The organism is Clostridium tarantellae, from assembly GCF_009295725.1.
Taxonomy (GTDB): Bacteria; Bacillota; Clostridia; order Clostridiales; family Clostridiaceae; genus Sarcina; species Sarcina tarantellae.
In genome coordinates, this window is sequence record NZ_WHJC01000009.1 from 14792 (window position 1) to 33115 (window position 18324).

The following is an 18324-nucleotide window of genomic DNA, read 5'->3' on the forward strand; positions in this document are numbered from 1 at the left end:
ATTTCTCCTAATTATTAATGAAATTATTATACTCTTTTACATTCTGTATATTTTCTCCACTTAAAATTTGAAATAGAATTCCATTAAGATTTTTCTCTTTATTATTTAAAGAGTATCCAATAATACTATTTTCTTTTACAATATCACCAACATTAACTTTTACATCCTTAATATTCAAATATTTTGTTTTTATATCTTCTCCATGATCAATCACTACTTCAAATCCTAATTCTTTATGCTTATCAACTTTAATAACTTTTCCATCTAAAACAATTCTTACTTCTTTATTAGTTCCATTGATTATTAATCCTTTTTCACCTGCTACTTCTGTTTTATCTGATAGTACTCCTTCACAAATAATAACCTTACTCTCCTTTAAAAGTTCTAATTTATTTTTTTTAACCACAACAAAATTATCAAAAGAGTTTATTTTTTCTTCTTTTGAATTATTATCTTCTTTATCTACTAAAGTATTAGTTTTAGTTATTGCAGACCTTTTATTGAATTCATCATTATTTAAATTTTTATAGTAAAAGTTTGTGGATACTATTTTTTTCATTTGTATATAAATATTTTTTCCAAAATAATTTTCAGAATTTTTACAAAGTAATAATATACTTATCATTACTAAGCTTGCTATAGTACCAAAAAAAAGTGTTTTTTTTAATTCCATTAATACAGTACTATTATTTTTTTTATTACTCTGTTTTTCATAAAAAATTAATTTATCAGTATTTTCTTGCTCAATTTTTTTTATATTTAACAATTTAGAATAATATTTTTCATATTCATTGTTATAGTGTCCCATTACAAACTCCTCAGTATATTTAAATTTTCATTTTTTATATAATATATATATTTTTTATTTTAAATTTATAGAACACTATTATATTTTTTCACATATTATATATATATTTATTTTAGAAAAAAAAAGGAATGCTTTTAGCAATCCTTTTAAAATTGAATTTTCTTTTTTCTCATCCCTATATTAAGAACTAAAGCTATACTCATTATGGTTGTAAGTAATGAACTACCTCCATAACTAACTAAAGGTAATGTTATTCCTGTTATAGGCATTATACCTATAGTCATTCCTATATTTTGTAATATTGCAAATATAAAATAAGAAGCAAATCCTATACAAATTACACTTCCAAATATATCTTTAGCATTCCGTGCAGTATCTATTATTCTATATATTAGCATTGCATAAAGTATTAATAGGAAAATACCCCCTATAGTTCCCCAATGCTCACCAATTACTGAAAATATAAAATCTGTTTGTCTTTCTGGAACAAATTCCGCTGCATATCCTGCATCATTACTTTTTAAATCTACTCCTGTACCTAAAAAACCTCCAGAACCTATTCCAATCATAGATTGAGTTAACTGAAGATTTATTCCAAGTTCATCTGCCTCAGGATTTAAAAATCCAACTAATCTCATTTTTTGATATGATTTAATAATTCCAGAATTCCAAACTAAGGCTATTGCTAAAACTAAGGCTAATAACCCAGAACCTATCACCCTTAAATCTAATCCAGCAACAAAGAATATACCTAAAACTATAAAAAAGGATACCATAGTCATACCCATATCTGGTTGAATTACTATAAGGACCATCGGTATTGCAGCATAAATTGCAACTTTAAAAAAGTTTTTTACATTATTAATCTTCATATCTACAATTTGCATCTGCTTTGCCAGCATCAAAATCATTGCTATTTTGGCAAGTTCCGAGGGTTGTATACTTACAGGTCCTAATACAATCCATCCTCTAGCACCATTTATAACACTTCCTGCAAAACGAGTTATAATTAATAGGACTATTGAACCCCAATAAAATATTTCTACATATCCATATAATATAGTGTAATCCCAAAGCAATATAATATATAAAACTAACATAGATATTCCAAACCATATTAATTGCTTTTTAGTAAAAAAAACTCCATGCTCAGCTCTAGTAGCTAAATATATATTAAGTATACCAAATAAAACTATTACTATCATAACAGTTAAAAGCTTATAATCTAATTCTTTTCTAAGCTTACTATCTATCTTTAATTTTTCTAACAATAGCACAAAATCCTCCTTGTATAAAATTTAAATAATAAAAGATTTAAAAAACTTAGTTTTAATTTATTAAATTCATATAAACTTAACATCTTATATTATTCATATATTTATATGATACTCTAATTTATAATTTTTACAATAATTTTTGTACTTATAAAGTTAAAATACCTTATTTACTCATCATATATTTTATTATTTAAAATTAATAAAGGACTTCTCATTTTTAAATGAGATAGTCCTAATTTTTTTATCTGCCTTTAATATTTTTAATAGGAATATTAGCTATTAAAGCTGGTGATTCCCCTTCAAGGCTATTTGATTTAGTTACTGTTATATCTACATCTTCATCATCAATTTCAACATATTTACTTAAAACCTGTAATAACTCAGTTTTTATTTTATCTAATGTATCAGTTGAAAATTCACCTCTATCATGTATTAAAATTAATTTTAATCTATCTCTAGCTAAATCTTTTGGCGTAGGCTTATTAGATGAAAACACTTTATTAAAAAAGTCCATTATAAAATTACCTCCTAGCCTCTTTTAAATAATTTAAATATAGAACTAAAAAAACCTTGACTTTCTGTATTTAAATCCATTATAGGCACTTCTTCGCCCATTATTCTTTTAGCAATATTTCTAAATGCTTTTCCAGCTACCGCCTTATCATCTAATACAATAGGCTCTCCTTTATTTGTAGAAACAGTTATACATCTATCATCAGGAACAACTCCTAATAATTTAACAGAAAGAGTTTCTATTATATCTGATATATCTAACATATCTCCTCTTTTTGTCATTTCATAATTTAATCTATTTATAATTACTTGATGATTTTCTAATCCTTTAGCATCAAGCTTACCAATAACTCTATCAGCATCTCTTACTGATGTTATTTCTGGATTTACAACAACTATAGCTCTATCAGCTCCAACTATAGCATTTTCAAAACCTTGTTCTATACCTGCTGGACAATCAATTATTACATAATCAAATTCTTGCTTTAATTCATTTACTAGTCTAAGCATTTGTTGAGGACTAATATCATTTTTATCCTTTGTTTGAGCAGTAGGTAATAAACAAAGATTTGGATATCTTTTATCTTTTATTAATGCTTGCTTTGTTCTACATCTATTTTCAATTACATCTATTATAGTATAAACTATTCTATTTTCTAATCCCATTAATACATCTAAATTTCTTAAACCTGTATCTCCATCAACAACTACAACTTTTTTACCTTCTGTTGCTAAAGCAGTTCCTATGTTTGCTGTTGTTGTAGTCTTTCCTACTCCACCTTTTCCTGATGTTACAACTATAGATATTCCCATAAATTTACCTCCATTGTTATATGTATTTTAATAAGTGTATTTATTAGGCAAATAAGGCTCAACTATTATTAAGTCTTCTTTAAGTCTTGCTACTTCTGGATAACCAGGACTATCAATTTCATCAGGAGAAATAGTAATTTTTCCTGCTATAGACATTATTTCTGGCTGTAATTCAAAAGCTGCTATTATTGCTTTTTTATTTCCATTATCACCAGCAAAAACACGACCTCTTAAACTCCCTAATACTATTATATTTCCTAAAGCTGATACTTCCGCACCATGATTTACATCTCCAACAATAATAATGTTTCCAATATAATTTATTACTTGTCCACTACGCACAGTTTTTCTTATAAATTTAGTTCTTCCTTCATATACTCCTGAAAATGCTTTATCCTCTTTCTCATCTTTGTCCAAAAAAATACAATCTTTTATTAAAATCTCATCAAATAATACATCTTTTAACTTTCTCATCTGACGTTCATTAATATGTTTTAAATTCGTAACTAAAGTTAGCGTTGCCCCTTTATAAAACTTTTTACCTCTACTTAATCTTTCGATCAGCACTTCTAACATTTCTTCAAAGTCCCCAAACTTATCCATATTTATTATGGCTTGCAGACCATTTTTGTTTCCTTTTATTAATATTCTTTCATCATACATCATGATATTATTACCCTCCAATGCAAACATACCAACATATAACTTAATTACATGATACAATGCATCATTATAATAATTCTATTTCTATTATATAAGTTATTTTTAAGTTATTAAAGTATTTTATTACAATATTTTAATTATTAGTAATTTTTTTCAGAATATTTACGGTATAAAAAAAATAAAACTTGTAATCTATTTATCTTACAAGTTTTATTTCAATTATTTTATTCCTCTTGTTTAATGTCACTAATTTTTTCAGTTACATTTATATTTCCCTTATCTAAGTCTAAATCTTTCTTATTTTCTAGTGGTGGATTTAAAGTGTAATCATAAGATATACCATCCATAGTTATTGGCTTATATGATGGATACTTTGCTTTTAATTCATCTCTAAAATAAGTTTCATAAATAGATCTAGCCACTGGTGCACCAAAGTAACCATGACCACCATCATAAATAACTACTGCTACTGCTATCTTAGGTTTATCTAAAGGAGCAAAAGAAACATAAACTCCAAAATCTGTTCTTCCATATTGATCTTGATCATTTCTAAAAGTAGCTGTTCCTGTTTTTCCTCCTGTAGTTATTGGAAATCTAGAAAATGTTTGATAACCTGAACCTCCAGATTCATGATTAACTTTTCTCATACCTTCTTTAATAGCTGCTAAAGTACTTTCAGATATTTTAATGCTATCCTCAACTTCTGGTTTAAAGTCTTCAACTACCTTTCCATCTGTATCTGTTATTTTATCCACAAGATGTACTTTGTGTCTAGTTCCGCCATTAGCTAAAGTGGCAATATAATTAACTAACTGTACTGGACTAAAGGCATTCATACCTTGCCCTATAGATGCATTGGCAAGCTCTACGGGGTTTACTATCTCCCCAGGCATTGAATATACAACCCAAGTAGTAATTTCACTTGCTGTTTTATTTATTACATCTTCAATATTTTTTCCTGATTGATCTATAGAATTTTTATATTTACCTGAAACTTTATAAAGTTCATTTAATTTATTTGTTAAAGACGTTTTAATTTCCTCATAATCCTTAGCAAGACTATCTTTTGCATTAACATTTTTTAATTTATCTGTAACTAGTTTCTTAATATTTGCTTTAATTTCGGCTAAATCTTCAGAATCTGAATCATTTTTAGCTATATCTACTGGTATAAAATTAACTCCTCTATTTGGAAATACTCCTGCTTCTAAAGCATTTACTAAATCCCATTTAGCATAGTAAATTCTTTGTTCTTTATATTGTTCAAAATTATATACTGAACCAAAATTTTCAGCTATTTCAATACCTGTAGCTTTTTTTTCTTTACTATTTGGAGGTACTCCTAACCCAAATTTCCATGCATACTTAGCAATACTATTTAACCCCTCTATAGGCTCTCCCTTTTCTTTATACTTTTCATAAAGTCTTACTGCTGAATCATAATAATATGAGTTTGATGATTTCTTTAAAGCAGTTTTTACATCTATAACACCATATGCATTTCCATCTTTCGGAGGAGTTTTACCAAATATATGAGGATATTTTGTAAAATATTTACCTGAAACATAAATACTTTCATCCGGAGTAAATACACCTTCCTCTAATGCTACTACAGAACTCATAGGTTTAAAAGTAGAACCTGGAGGTATTAATCCCATAGTGGCATAATTATAAAATGGCTTTGGATATATATCATATTTATCCTCTCTTTGACCATATTTATTCTTAGGGAATAAATCATCCACACTTTGCTTTAAACTATGTTTATCAATAAATTCTTTCCCGAAACTTTCTAAGTCTGGATTAAAGTATTGCTTTGATAATTCAGGACTTAATTCACCTTCTGCAAAAATATTTGGATCAAAGTTTGGATAACTTGCTAAAGCTAAAACTCTACCTGTATCTACTTCTATTGCTACTGTTGCACCTCTTGTTGCCATTGTAGTATTAACATTTCCTCTAAAAGTATTTTGTAAATATGATAATTGATGCTTAAGCATAGTTTCTGCTGCATATTGTATATTTTTATCAATAGATAAATGTACATTCTTACCTGGATAAGTTTCCAAAGCAAATAATTCATCAGTCTTTCTTCCTGCTGAATTTACCTTTACCGTAGTTCCTCCCTTTGTACCTCTTAATGTGCTTTCAAAAGCAGATTCTATACCAGCTTTACCAATCATATCCGTGGATACATCATAACCTCTTTCTTCATATTTACTTTTATTATCACTATTTATAGAGGAAACATACCCTAAAACTGATGAAGCTAACTCATTATAAGGATAATATCTAATAGGTTCTAAATCTACGTCTACCCCTGGAAGATCATTAAGTTTTTGATAAAATATAAAGGCAGTTTGTTCTTTTATATTTGATGCTATATTTACAGGCTTGAACCCTGAAAAACTTTGCATTTTTATAGCATCTTTTACTACTACATATCTTCTTAATTGTCCTAAATCATAATATTTTAATAAGATATCTCTTATTTCTTTTCCTGTTAATGAGGCATACTCTTTAGCTTTTGCTTTTAAAGCTTCATCTTTATTATAATTAGGATTCTTTTTAAATTCATCTAAAGCATAATAAATACTATATTGCTTTAATAAATAATCAAAGGTTTCTTCTGGAGTGATTTGTAGAAGTTTTTCATCTATTTTTTCTTCATCTTCTACAGTTAAATCTCCTTCTCCTTTTGGAATAGCTCCTTGTTTTTGAAGCTCTATTTTTACCTTTTCATTTAATCCTCTATCTTTTTTAAATCTAAGTTCTAAAGCTATCCTTTGCTCTTCAGAACTTACATTAAAATCAAAATAAAATTTATTATTTTCATCTAACTTTAACTGAAACTTATCCTGCATTTTTTCTTCATTTTTGCTTAACATTTCATAAACCTTATCCATAGTGCTATAAAAGTTAGCCTTCGATTCATCTGTTTCTGTAAAAGTTAATGTATAAGTCTGTTTATTAGTGGCTAATACATTCCCTTCACTATCGTAAATTTTTCCTCTAGGAGCTGTATCAGACAAAAATCTTCTAGCCCTTGTATTAGCTCTTTCTTTGTAATCATCGTACTTAAACACCTGTAAATAAACAAGTCTACAAAGAATTCCTATAAATATAATACTCATTATTCCAATAAGTACTGTAAATCTATTTATAGGCTTTTTCTTTTTTTTGTTATTTTTCATTCTATTCTACCACCTGTTTCTCATTAAAATTCTCTCCTATTAGCATATAAAAAAATAGGGCTATAAAATCAAAACTTATTATATACATTACTATAAACATAACAATGTTTCAAGAAAATCTATGTATATATTAAAAATTTTAATTATAAAGCCCTAATTTTTATTAAATTTAAAGTTTAATTAAATTTCAAATTTATTTTTTCTCTTCATCCTGTTTATTTTCTAAAGGTGGATTTAAAGCATAATCATACTTCTCTCCAATTAATGGATTTACAGTTATGTATGATGGAAAATCTTTTTTAATTTCATTTCTAAAATAAGTTTCATAAATAGCTCTAGCTATTGGTGCTCCAAAGTAACCATGAATACCATCATAAATAGCTGTTACCACTGCTATTTTAGGCTTATCTATAGGAGCAAAGGAAACATACACTCCAAAATCTTTTCTGCCTACTTCATCTTCATTATTAGAAAAGGTAGCTGTTCCAGTTTTACCACATGTTGGTATAGGAAAACTTCCAAAACTACTAAAGCCGGTTCCTTCAATCTCATTATTACATCTTCTCATTCCTTCTTTAATAGTATCTAAAGTAGTTTTAGAAAAATTAATCTTATCAATAACTTCTGGTTTAAATTCTTCTATAACATTTCCATCTGCATCAGTTATTTTATCCACCAAATGAGCCTTATATCTAGTTCCTCCATTAGCTAAAGTAGCTATATAATTTACTATTTGAACAGGACTAAAAGCATCAATACCTTGTCCTATAGCTGCATAAGCTAACTGTGCTGGACTGTTTATTTCAAAAGCCATAGAATTAACCATCCAATTAGTAATAGCTAAAGTAGTACTTGATATAGCTTTATCTTTGCTCTTACCTGAAGCCTCAATAGTTTTTCTATATTTATCTGAATTATTATAAATTTCATTTAATATTTCAACTACATTTTTTTCAATAGTTTTACAATCTTCCTTAGCAATATCCTTATTTCCTACCAGTTCTAATTCACTAGCTATTAATTTTTTTAGTTTTTCCTTTGCTGTCGCTAGTTCCTCTGAATCATTTTCATTTTTAGCTATATCTAATGAAGGAAAGGTTAAATTACTTTTATCAAAACAACCATTCTCTAAAGAATTTACTAAAGTCCACTTAGAATAATAAATTTTATTCTTTTTAAACCGTTCAAAATTATATACTGAACCAAAATTTTCCGCTATTTCTATACCTGTAGCTGGCTTTTGCTTTTTATTAGGATCCATTCCTAACCCAAACTTCCAAGCATATTTATATATGGTGTCTAATCCTTCTTTTGGTTTTCCTTCATTGCTATACTTTTTATATAACTTTACTGCTGCATCATAAAAATAAGAGTTAGATGACTTCTGTAATGCTCTTTTAATATTAGTAACTCCATCGCAGTTGCCATCTTTAGGTGGTGTATTTTTACCAAATATTTCAGGATATTTTCTAAAATGGTCTTCTCCAAATACAGTTGAATCCGGAGTCACTACTCCTTCTTCTAATGCTACCACAGAAGTCATAGGCTTAAAGGTTGAACCAGGAGGTATTAATCCCATAGTGGCATAATTATAAAAAGGCTTTGGATATATATCATATTTATCATCCCTTTGACCATTCTTATTTTTAGGAAATAAATCCTCTACTGTTTGCTTTAAATTATGTTTAACTATAAATTGTTTTCCAAACTCTTCCAAGTCCGGGCTAAAATATTGCTTTGTTAACTCTTTGTTTAATTGTCCTTGAGTAAACATATTAGGATCAAAACTTGGATAACTAGCTAAGGCTAATATTCTTCCTGTATTAACCTCTATAGCAACTGTTGCTCCTCTTGAAGCAAAAGTGGTATCATACCTAGAATCCCTAGAAGCAGCTTGAAGCCATGTTAATTGATCTTTTAGCATATGTTCAGCGGTATATTGTATATCTCTATCTATGGTTAAACAAACATTTTTCCCTGGATATGTTTCTAATTGAAATAACTCACTAGTCTTTCTACCATCAGCGTTTACCTTTACAGTTTCTCCACCTTTTTCCCCTTTTAAGGCACTTTCAAAGGCAGATTCTATGCCAGCTCGTCCTATTATATCTGTAGAAATATCATATCCCTTTTCTTCATATTTATTTTTACTACTACCATTTATAGAAGATACATATCCAAGTACAGATGCCCCTAATTCTCCATAAGGATAATATCTAATAGGCTCTAAGGATACATTTACTCCTGGTAAATCATTAAGCTTTTGATAAAATTCAAAGGCTGTTTTTTCACTTATGTTGCAAGCTATATTTACAGGTTTAAACCCTGAAAAACTCTGAATTTTTATAGCATCCTTTACTGCAATATATCTTCTTATTTCCTCTAAACTATACTGTTTTAATAATAAGTTAAATATTTCATCCTCGCTTGCATTTAAATATTCTTTAGCCTTTTTCTTTAATTCTACATCTTTAGAATAGTCTTTACTATTTCTAAATTCTTTTAAGGCATAATATGTACCGTATTGCTTAACTAAATATTTAAAAGTTTCTTCTGGAGTAATTTGTAGAAGTTTTTCATCTACCTTCTCCTCATCCTCCACTGATAATTCTTCATCCCCCTTTGGGATTGCACCTTCTTTTTGAAGGCTTGCTTTTACTTTTTCATTTAATCCTCTATCCTTTTTAAATCTAAGCTCTAAAGCTCTTTTTTCTTCTGGAGATTGTGCTTTAAAATCAAAGTAAAAGTTGTTATTTCCATCTAATCTTAGCTGAAACTTGTCCTGCATACTTTCTCCAGTTTCAGTTAACATTTTATGTACTCTATCTACAGTATCATAAAATTTCTTTTTTGATTCATCTGTTTCTGTAAAAGTTAAAGTATACGTTTGTTTATTAGTGGCCAATACTTTCCCATTACTATCTAAAATTTTTCCTCTTGGTGCTGTAGTTGATATAAATTTTATTGCTCTTTTATTAGCTCTTTCTTTATAATTGGTATAATTAATGACTTGTAAATATACAAGTCTACTAATTATAGCAATAAAAACTATACACATAATAATAATGAGAATTTTAAATCTATTTTTAGGTTTATTTTTTTTCTTATTGTTATTCACGTTTTCACCTATTTCTCACTAAATTTCCATTGTTGTTTCATTAATTTTTTATTTGAAAGATTATATACAAAGCCATATAGGAAAAAGGCTAAAATTGTATTATATATTCCTAGTATAAAAAAACCTCTAACTGGAATTATCATATGAATTAATTTTCCTATTAAAAATAATCCTAAATACTTTAGTATAGTTAATCCTAAAGTAGTTACTAAAGGTATAAGCCTTTTATGCTTAAATATATTTTCTCCTATACCAGCTGCTATTAAGCATACTATTAAATTTAATAAACTATTTATGCCAAAAGGATACATAGAATATACATCCTGTAGCACACCAGAAAATGCACCTATTATAATAGCTTCCCAGTATCCATTTATTAAAGAAAATAATATAGCAAAAGTAAACAAAAGGCTTGGAGTTATGCCTTTCACACTAAAGAAAGGCATAACTGTGTTATCTAGTATTAAAAGTAATATACATATTAGTAATAAAACTACCCTTTTCATAATAAATCCTCTTAATCATATTTAATATCTTTTATATCTCTAATATTTTTAGGTACTACCACAAAAACTTGTTCTAATTTATTAAAATTTACATAAGGTTTAATTACAGCTGTTTTCATAACATTAACTTTATCTTCTTTAACAGAAACAACTTCACCTATTCTTATATCTTTTGGATAGTAGCCACCTACATCTGATGTTGTTAAAATAACATCTCCTTCTTTTATATCTGAATTCATATTAAGATTTGATATTTTAGCTAATGGAGTATTATTTGAATCCGTATAACCTTTTACTATTCCAACATCTCTACTTCTTTCAACAATACCTGCTACTGCTATATTTTCATCTATTAAAGTTTTTACTTTAGCCCAGTTTGTTGATGCTTCAGTAACAACTCCTACTAATCCTTCTGGAACTACTATAGGCATATCTTTATACACACCATCTTTAGTTCCCTTGTCTATTATATAACCTTCATTTTTTCCAATTATATTTGCACCAACATACTTATATTGATCTTGTTTATTTTGAAAATCTAGCATAGACTTTAAGTTTTCATTTTCTCTTTTAAAGTTTTCATAACCTACAAGCTTATTTTGAAGCTCTATATTCTTTTTCTTTAATTCATCATTTTCAGCTTTTACACTTGAAAAATTATAAAAGAAATCAATAACACCACTTATTTTGTCACCAATAGCATATACAACTTTTTGAACGGGATTTAATGCTGAACCTATACCACCTGAAACAATATTGCCTGAACCATTTTTTACACTAAAAATAATTATGCTTAAAAATGTAACTGACAGTACTATTACAGTTACTGCCAGTTTATTTTTTAAAAACTTCATGAACTATCCTCTTTGTTGCTTAACTATTAAGTCAAACTTATCTAAAGCTTTACCAGCTCCTAAAGCAACACAGTCTAGTGGTGATTCTGCTATATGAACAGGCATTCCCGTTTCTTTACATATTAACTCATCTAGTCCTTTTAGGAAAGCTCCTCCACCTGCAAGCATTATTCCTTTATCCATTATATCCGCTGCTAATTCTGGTGGTGTTTTCTCTAAAGTTGTTTTTATTGATTCTATTATAGCTGAAACTGGCTCTTTTAAAGCATCTCTAATTTGAGCTTCATTTATTTCAACTATTTTTGGAAGACCTGTTATTAAATCTCTTCCTTTTATGTCCATAGTTTTATCTTCTTCATCTGCGCCTTTATAAGCTGAACCTATTTCCATCTTAATTTGTTCAGATGTTCTTTCACCTATCATTAAATTATATTCTCTTTTAATATAATTGATTATAGATTGATCTAATTCATCTCCAGCAACTCTTAATGACTTACTTGTTACTATTCCACCTAATGATATAACTGCAACTTCTGTTGTACCTCCACCGATATCAACAATCATGCTTCCTGTTGGTTCATCAACTGGTAATCCCGCTCCAATAGCAGCAGCCATTGGTTCTTCCATTAATATAACTTCTCTAGCTCCAGCTTGTTTAGTTGCTTCTTCTATAGCTCTCTTTTCTACTTCTGTTACGCCTGATGGAAAACAAACTATTATTCTTGGGCTTGTAAAAGCACTTTTATTTGTTATTTTATCAATAAATTTTTTAAGCATTGTTTGAGTTACATCAAAATCAGCTATAACTCCATCTTTTAAAGGTCTGATAGCAACAATATTTCCTGGTGTTCTACCAATCATCTGCTTTGCTTCAGCTCCTACTGCTAATGATCTCTTTGTTATATTATTTATAGCAACAACGGAAGGTTCTCTAAGTACTATACCTTTTCCTTTTACGTATACTAAGGTATTTGCTGTACCTAAGTCTATTCCCATATCTTTTGTCATTCCAAAACTAAATAAACCCATTTATATTCCCCTTTCAGTTATAATATCGATTTTTCTTTTAAACTTACAAACTTATTATTACCTATAATTATATGGTCTAATAATTCTATTCCCATTAATATACCACATTCTTTTAATCTTAATGTTATATTTACATCTTCCTTACTTGGAGTAGGATCTCCTGAAGGATGATTATGACATATAACCACTGATGCTGCACTATTCATTAAAGCTTCTTTAAATACCTCTCTTGGATGAACCAATGAAGAATTTAAACTGCCTTTAAAAACTTCTTTTTTAGTTAATACTTTATTTTTTGTATCTAAAGTTATAACAAGAAGAACTTCTTGAGTTAAAACCATTAATTCGTCCATAACTAATTCAGCTATATCCTCTGGTTTTAATATTTTATACTGATTTATTTTAGAGTTTTTAAACCTTCTATATAATTCACATATTGCTAACAGCTGAGTAGCTTTAGCTTCTTTAATTCCTCTAATTTTCATCAACTCACTAGGTGAAGATCTAAATAAACCTTGTAATCCACCCACATTATGTAATATTCTATAAGATAATTCTAGTACATTTTCTGTTTTGCTTCCTGTTCTTAATATAATAGCTAAAAGTTCCTCATTAGATAACCTTTGTGCTCCATAAACTAAAAGTTTTTCTCTTGGTCTTTCATCTTTTGGAATATCGTTAATTTTCAAATTAGAAATCTTTCATCATCTCCTATTTATAGAAATTTAACATATCCCCCATTTTAAATTTAATTTATATTAATGTTGTAATATACTGTGATAATATATTATTTAATCTATTTATGGGTAAACCCATTACATTATAATAACACCCTGAAATTCCTTCAACAAAAACTCCTCCTAATCCTTGAATGCCATATGCACCAGCTTTATCAAAAGGTTCTTCTGACTTTATGTATTTTTGTATTTGTTCATTTGTTAATTTTGAAAATTTAACTTCTGTACAACAACAGTCACATATAGCTGAAGCATTCTTAGTATTAAGCACACAAAAACCAGAGTATACTTTATGAGTATTTCCACTTAAAGCTTTTAACATACTGTAAGCTTCTTCCTCATTCTTAGGTTTCCCCAAAACTCTACCTTCATGTACTACTACAGTATCCGCAGAAATTATTATACTTTCACTTTTTTCATTATGAAATACAGCTTCTGCTTTTGCTTTTGATAACTCTTTTACATACTCTTCTGGATTTCCTTTAAACATTATACTATTTTCGTCAAATTTAGACTCTATTATTTCAAAGTCATCAACTAAACGTCCTAGTAATTCTTGTCTTCTTGGAGATTTTGATGCTAAAATTACCTTCAAATTATCACTCCTAACTACTAACATTTAAGATTGCAAATTCATACTCTTATACTTGAATTCTCATAAAAATTCCCTTTTCCCATTCATCTTATATAGTTTATCATTTATTATTTTTATACACAAGTAAAATTATACTTGACAGTTAAGTTTTTTCTATTAATTTAAAATTTAAATTAAAATTAACAGTTAAGTTTTTTTATTATTTTAAAATAAATTAAAAATGAAAGGAATTTTCCAATCCTTTCATTTTAATTATAGATATTTTTTTTCATTTAGAGATTAAAAATAAATTACAATTTAAACTAAATTTTAAAATAATTAATGACTTTAAATACTACTTGATATCCTTCTTCAATATTTTGCTTATTTATTTCCTCTGGCAATGCATTTATTCCATCTTTGAGTTCTTTAAAAATATTAAAGTTTTTTTCATCCTTTTTCTCTTCTAATTTATTAACCCAATCTTTAAACTCTTGTGTTTTTACGCCCTTTACATCTTTTTCTTTTAATTTATCTAATATTTTTAAATAACCATTTATAATTTCAATAATTTCTGCATTACATGTATCTGTTTTAGGAATAAAAAATCTTGATTTTGTATTACTTATTTGTGCAGCTGTAAGTTCTTCTGCCAACTTATTAGAGTTTTCTTCGCTTCCAATATATGCAATAACTCTAAATTTATCTCCTTCTGGAACATTAACTGCAATTACTTTATCATTTAATTTACTTTTTATTGAATCAGCATTTTCTTTTTTAGCATAATAACCACACTGCACCATTACAAAAGTTTCCCCTTCACCTTTAGGTATTACTTTAGTATCTGAATTATCGTTACCTGCTGTAGGTTTACTTTCCCCTTGTTCTCCATTTGATTCCGATTTATTAGCATTTCCTGTACTTTCTTCCTTCTTCATAGAGTCTGCCGATATATTATTATCCTTATTTTGTGAATTTTCAAATAAAGGTTTAGCTGCTACTGTAGCTATTACTATCGCTAAAACAAAAACTCCTATTATAGAAAATATCATTTTCTTTCGTTCATTTTTACGTTTCTTATTGTTTAAGTCATATCTTGTGTATTTCATAATATCACCCCCTACATTATTATATAATTAATATTATTTTACATAATTACCATTTATTCCTTCAAACCAAAAATACTTTACATAATTTATTAAATTTAATAGAAAATAAACTTTTTTAATTAGTTAAATTATCTAGAAAAATCCAAACAAGCGATGTATAATATTACTAAATAATAATTATTACAAGATATTTAATAGGAGGATTGTTATGGATAATAATGTAGCTGTTTTAGAAGTTTTAAAAGCATCACATTTACCTTTAAAAGGTGGAGAAATAGCAGAAAAATTAGGTCTAGACAAAAAAATAGTTGATAAAGCTATTAAAGATTTAAAAGCTGAAGGTAAAATTACTTCTCCAAAAAGATGTTATTATACAAATTCTTAATAACATAAGAAAAAATCTTTTTTATAATATTTAATGTTATAAAAAAGATTTTTTCATTATTAATAATATTAATTTTTATCAAGTAAATTTAAATCAGCATAAAATTCTGGTCTACCTAAAGTTCTTTTAGATAATAATCCACCATGATAATCTGATCCACCTGTTATTAATAAATTATTTTTTTTACAATATTCCTTCAAATAGCTTATAATTTCTTTAGAGTGATTAGGATGTGAACATTCTAATCCATCTACTCCCCATATTCTAAAATTCTCTAAAATTTCATCTATGTTATACTTTGTATTTCCATAACTAGGATGAGCTAATATTGCTATGCCATTAGCTTTTTTTATTGCTCTTATAATATCTTCTGCATGTGGAAAATTAGGACACTTAAGTTTTCTATCATCTGTAAATATTCTAGAAAAAAAATCCTCTACTCCTGAACAAATTCCTTTATCTATTAAATAATTTAAAGTTTTCCATCCACCTCTATTTACATCATAAGTATAATTTAAATACTCTTCAAAATCTAAAGGAAATCCTCTTTCAATAAGCATTTTTATAGACTCATCATCCTCTTCATTTAAAATCTTATGATTATTTTTTATTAACTCAATAAGCTCTTTATTTTTTAAATCAAAATTATAAGCTAATATGTGAATTTGTTCATCATTAAATTTACTAGATATCTCTACACCAGGTATAAATTTTATATTACCATCCTTTGTAAGATTTAAAATTTCATCTATACTATCTATTGAATTATGATCAGTTACAGAAAACATTTTAATATTTTTTTCTTTTATTTCACTTATTAATTCTATAGGAGTTAATGTTCCATCTGATGCTTTGGTGTGAATATGTAGATCTGTTTTTACTTTTTTCATTTTTATATCCTCTCTTCTTTGAAATTGTTTTCATTTTTTTCTTTTCTTGCTTTGCTACATATGTTAAAATATTATTACAAGGAAAAATTTCCAAATATTAGGGAGAGAGTATTATGAGTGAATATTTTATTCAAAAAAATGAACATGGTCAATTAATCATTTGTAAAGTCTTAGCTGAATTTAATGAAAAAGAAAAATCTGAAGCCTACAATAATCTTATTAATTTAAAAACTGGTCATATAACTGAAAAAGAAATAAAGAAAACTTCTAAATGTATATATTAAAGAAAATCATCTTGAGATTTACTCAAGATGATTTTTTAATTAGTTAATAAGTTATTATTTAATAGTAGCCAATACTTTAACTAATAAATCCCAAACATGTTCTGTAGAAGATATACTTAAATGTTCATTTGGTGTATGAACATCATAAATATTAGGTCCAAAAGATATCATATCTAATCCTTTAATTTTTTCACCTAACAATCCACACTCTAATCCAGCATGAATAGCTATTATTTCAGGCTCTTCTCCTGTCATATCTTCATATACTTTTTGGAATATTTCTCTTATTTCAGAATCAGGATTATATTGCCATTCTGGATATGAAGCATTTGCAACAAATTTAGCACCTAAAATTTCTGCTACATTTTTAGTTCTTTCAACTAATTCGTCCTTTAATGAAGCTATTGAACTTCTAGTTGCACTATCAAACTCTACTGTATTATCTTTAGTTGTAACTACACCTAAATTAGTAGAACTTTGAACTAACCCTTTTATAGCCATACTCATTGTATCTACTCCATTTGGAATTAAATGAAGTATTTTTATAGTTTTAAAAGTTGTATCATCTGAAAATACTTTTTCTATTTTTTCATTTAACTCTTTAAATTCAACTCTTACATTGCTATCATGCATTGCTAATTCATTTTTAAGTATTTCATTCCACTTTTCAATTACTTCTTTTACTTCATTTACATTATTTTTTGATAAAGCTAATACTACATCACATTCTCTTGGAATAGCATTATTTTTTGAACCCCCATTAATAGATACTAAATTAAATTTAAAATGATTTAATAAATCATTTAAAATTCTTCCCATTAACTTATTTGAGTTTCCTCTTTCTTTATCAATTTCCATACCAGAATGTCCACCTTTAAGACCTCTTATTACAATTTCTACTGGTACTTCATTTTCTTTTATATTTTGCCATCTTATATCTAAAGATACATTTGTCCTTACTCCACCGGCACAACTTACTAAAAGTTTTCCTTCTTCTTCTGAATCTATATTTAACAAAATTGAACCAGATAAATTTTCAGGTTTTACAGCCATAACACCTGACATTCCTGTTTCTTCATCTGTAGTAGCTAACATTTCTATAGCAGGATGTTTTAAATCCTTAGATGCTAAAATTGCCATAGCATATGCTAATGCAATTCCATTATCTGCTCCTAAAGTTGTGCCAGTAGCATAAATATAGTCATCCTCTACTCTTAATTTTAACGGATCTTTTTTAAAATCATGTATAGTATCTTTATTTTTTTCACATACCATATCCATATGTCCTTGTATTATTACACTAGGAGCATTCTCATATCCTGGAGTAGCTGGTTTTTTTATTATTACATTTAAAGCTTTATCTTGTATTGTTTCTAAACCCAATTCTTTCCCAAAATTAACAAGATAGTCACTTACAGCTTTTTCATTTCCAGAACCTCTAGGAATTTGTGATAATTCTTCGAAATATTTGAATACATCATATGGTTTTAAATTTTCTAAAATTTTCATGACTTTCGCATCCCTTCATCCATTTTATAGTAAAAATATAATATAATACTTTATATTATAT

The 18324-nt window shown here is 27.4% G+C and carries 17 protein-coding genes; 2 read left to right on the plus strand and 15 right to left on the minus strand.

Annotated elements, in window-relative coordinates; translation table 11 throughout:
* Window positions 1–7: 7 nt before the first annotated feature.
* From GBZ86_RS01725 to GBZ86_RS01785, 13 genes are all read right to left on the minus strand, one after another.
* Complete coding sequence (locus GBZ86_RS01725) at window positions 8–808, minus strand: M23 family metallopeptidase (RefSeq protein ID WP_152887156.1); 801 nt, start codon at window positions 806–808, stop codon at window positions 8–10.
* 146 nt (window positions 809–954) lie between these two features.
* Window positions 955–2079 carry a rod shape-determining protein RodA gene (gene rodA, locus GBZ86_RS01730; RefSeq protein WP_152887158.1) on the minus strand — a complete coding sequence of 375 codons (1125 nt, stop codon included), beginning with the start codon at window positions 2077–2079 and terminating at the stop codon, window positions 955–957.
* 247 nt (window positions 2080–2326) lie between these two features.
* Entirely contained in the window at window positions 2327–2599 is a 273-nt protein-coding gene (gene minE / locus GBZ86_RS01735) for a cell division topological specificity factor MinE (RefSeq protein ID WP_152887160.1), read from the minus strand.
* 14 nt (window positions 2600–2613) lie between these two features.
* Window positions 2614–3411: a septum site-determining protein MinD gene (gene minD, locus GBZ86_RS01740; RefSeq protein ID WP_152887162.1), complete on the minus strand. Its 798-nt coding sequence runs from the start codon at window positions 3409–3411 to the stop codon at window positions 2614–2616.
* Between the two features lie 27 nt (window positions 3412–3438).
* Window positions 3439–4074, minus strand: a complete 636-nt coding sequence (minC, locus tag GBZ86_RS01745; protein ID WP_152887186.1) for a septum site-determining protein MinC — start codon at window positions 4072–4074, stop codon at window positions 3439–3441.
* Window positions 4075–4298: 224 nt separating this feature from the next.
* A complete protein-coding gene (locus tag GBZ86_RS01750) occupies window positions 4299–7268 on the minus strand; it encodes a penicillin-binding transpeptidase domain-containing protein (RefSeq protein ID WP_152887164.1) in 2970 nt (989 codons plus the stop codon).
* A gap of 193 nt (window positions 7269–7461) precedes the next feature.
* Window positions 7462–10386 (minus strand): penicillin-binding transpeptidase domain-containing protein, encoded by a 2925-nt coding sequence (locus GBZ86_RS01755; RefSeq protein ID WP_152887166.1) that lies wholly within the window; start codon window positions 10384–10386, stop codon window positions 7462–7464.
* A gap of 8 nt (window positions 10387–10394) precedes the next feature.
* On the minus strand, window positions 10395–10892 hold the full coding sequence (gene mreD / locus GBZ86_RS01760) for a rod shape-determining protein MreD (protein WP_152887168.1): 498 nt from the start codon (window positions 10890–10892) through the stop codon (window positions 10395–10397).
* Between the two features lie 11 nt (window positions 10893–10903).
* On the minus strand, window positions 10904–11746 hold the full coding sequence (mreC, locus tag GBZ86_RS01765; RefSeq protein WP_152887170.1) for a rod shape-determining protein MreC: 843 nt from the start codon (window positions 11744–11746) through the stop codon (window positions 10904–10906).
* Window positions 11747–11749: 3 nt separating this feature from the next.
* Window positions 11750–12775 (minus strand): rod shape-determining protein, encoded by a 1026-nt coding sequence (locus GBZ86_RS01770; protein ID WP_152887172.1) that lies wholly within the window; start codon window positions 12773–12775, stop codon window positions 11750–11752.
* 17 nt (window positions 12776–12792) lie between these two features.
* The gene (gene radC, locus GBZ86_RS01775) at window positions 12793–13473 is read right to left on the minus strand and encodes a RadC family protein (protein WP_327443613.1); all 681 of its coding nucleotides are present in this window, start codon (window positions 13471–13473) and stop codon (window positions 12793–12795) included.
* Between the two features lie 55 nt (window positions 13474–13528).
* Entirely contained in the window at window positions 13529–14107 is a 579-nt protein-coding gene (locus tag GBZ86_RS01780) for a Maf-like protein (RefSeq protein WP_152887176.1), read from the minus strand.
* Window positions 14108–14409: 302 nt separating this feature from the next.
* Window positions 14410–15195: an SPOR domain-containing protein gene (locus GBZ86_RS01785; protein ID WP_152887178.1), complete on the minus strand. Its 786-nt coding sequence runs from the start codon at window positions 15193–15195 to the stop codon at window positions 14410–14412.
* A 208-nt stretch (window positions 15196–15403) separates the two neighbouring features.
* Between GBZ86_RS01785 and GBZ86_RS01790 the strand changes: the two genes are divergently transcribed.
* The gene (locus tag GBZ86_RS01790) at window positions 15404–15580 is read left to right on the plus strand and encodes a helix-turn-helix domain-containing protein (protein ID WP_152887180.1); all 177 of its coding nucleotides are present in this window, start codon (window positions 15404–15406) and stop codon (window positions 15578–15580) included.
* A gap of 68 nt (window positions 15581–15648) precedes the next feature.
* Here GBZ86_RS01790 and GBZ86_RS01795 read toward each other — a convergent pair whose 3' ends face one another.
* Window positions 15649–16470: a PHP domain-containing protein gene (locus GBZ86_RS01795; RefSeq protein ID WP_152887182.1), complete on the minus strand. Its 822-nt coding sequence runs from the start codon at window positions 16468–16470 to the stop codon at window positions 15649–15651.
* Between the two features lie 113 nt (window positions 16471–16583).
* Between GBZ86_RS01795 and GBZ86_RS16925 the strand changes: the two genes are divergently transcribed.
* Window positions 16584–16754, plus strand: a complete 171-nt coding sequence (locus GBZ86_RS16925) for a hypothetical protein (RefSeq protein ID WP_170272130.1) — start codon at window positions 16584–16586, stop codon at window positions 16752–16754.
* A 54-nt stretch (window positions 16755–16808) separates the two neighbouring features.
* Here GBZ86_RS16925 and GBZ86_RS01800 read toward each other — a convergent pair whose 3' ends face one another.
* Window positions 16809–18263 carry an aminoacyl-histidine dipeptidase gene (locus GBZ86_RS01800; RefSeq protein WP_152887184.1) on the minus strand — a complete coding sequence of 485 codons (1455 nt, stop codon included), beginning with the start codon at window positions 18261–18263 and terminating at the stop codon, window positions 16809–16811.
* Window positions 18264–18324 lie beyond the last annotated feature (61 nt).

Excerpts from the sequence above, each read along its gene's own strand:
- minC (WP_152887186.1), bottom strand. The coding sequence starts at position 4,074 with ATGTATGATGAAAGAATATTAATAAAAGGAAACAAAAATGGTCTGCAA.
- GBZ86_RS01725 (WP_152887156.1), bottom strand. The coding sequence starts at position 808 with ATGGGACACTATAACAATGAATATGAAAAATATTATTCTAAATTGTTA.
- GBZ86_RS01785 (WP_152887178.1), bottom strand. The coding sequence starts at position 15,195 with ATGAAATACACAAGATATGACTTAAACAATAAGAAACGTAAAAATGAA.
- GBZ86_RS01800 (WP_152887184.1), bottom strand. The coding sequence starts at position 18,263 with ATGAAAATTTTAGAAAATTTAAAACCATATGATGTATTCAAATATTTC.
- minE (WP_152887160.1), bottom strand. The coding sequence starts at position 2,599 with ATGGACTTTTTTAATAAAGTGTTTTCATCTAATAAGCCTACGCCAAAA.
- mreC (WP_152887170.1), bottom strand. The coding sequence starts at position 11,746 with ATGAAGTTTTTAAAAAATAAACTGGCAGTAACTGTAATAGTACTGTCA.
- GBZ86_RS01795 (WP_152887182.1), bottom strand. The coding sequence starts at position 16,470 with ATGAAAAAAGTAAAAACAGATCTACATATTCACACCAAAGCATCAGAT.
- GBZ86_RS16925 (WP_170272130.1), top strand. The coding sequence starts at position 16,584 with ATGAGTGAATATTTTATTCAAAAAAATGAACATGGTCAATTAATCATT.
- minD (WP_152887162.1), bottom strand. The coding sequence starts at position 3,411 with ATGGGAATATCTATAGTTGTAACATCAGGAAAAGGTGGAGTAGGAAAG.
- GBZ86_RS01770 (WP_152887172.1), bottom strand. The coding sequence starts at position 12,775 with ATGGGTTTATTTAGTTTTGGAATGACAAAAGATATGGGAATAGACTTA.
- GBZ86_RS01790 (WP_152887180.1), top strand. The coding sequence starts at position 15,404 with ATGGATAATAATGTAGCTGTTTTAGAAGTTTTAAAAGCATCACATTTA.
- mreD (WP_152887168.1), bottom strand. The coding sequence starts at position 10,892 with ATGAAAAGGGTAGTTTTATTACTAATATGTATATTACTTTTAATACTA.
- GBZ86_RS01750 (WP_152887164.1), bottom strand. The coding sequence starts at position 7,268 with ATGAAAAATAACAAAAAAAAGAAAAAGCCTATAAATAGATTTACAGTA.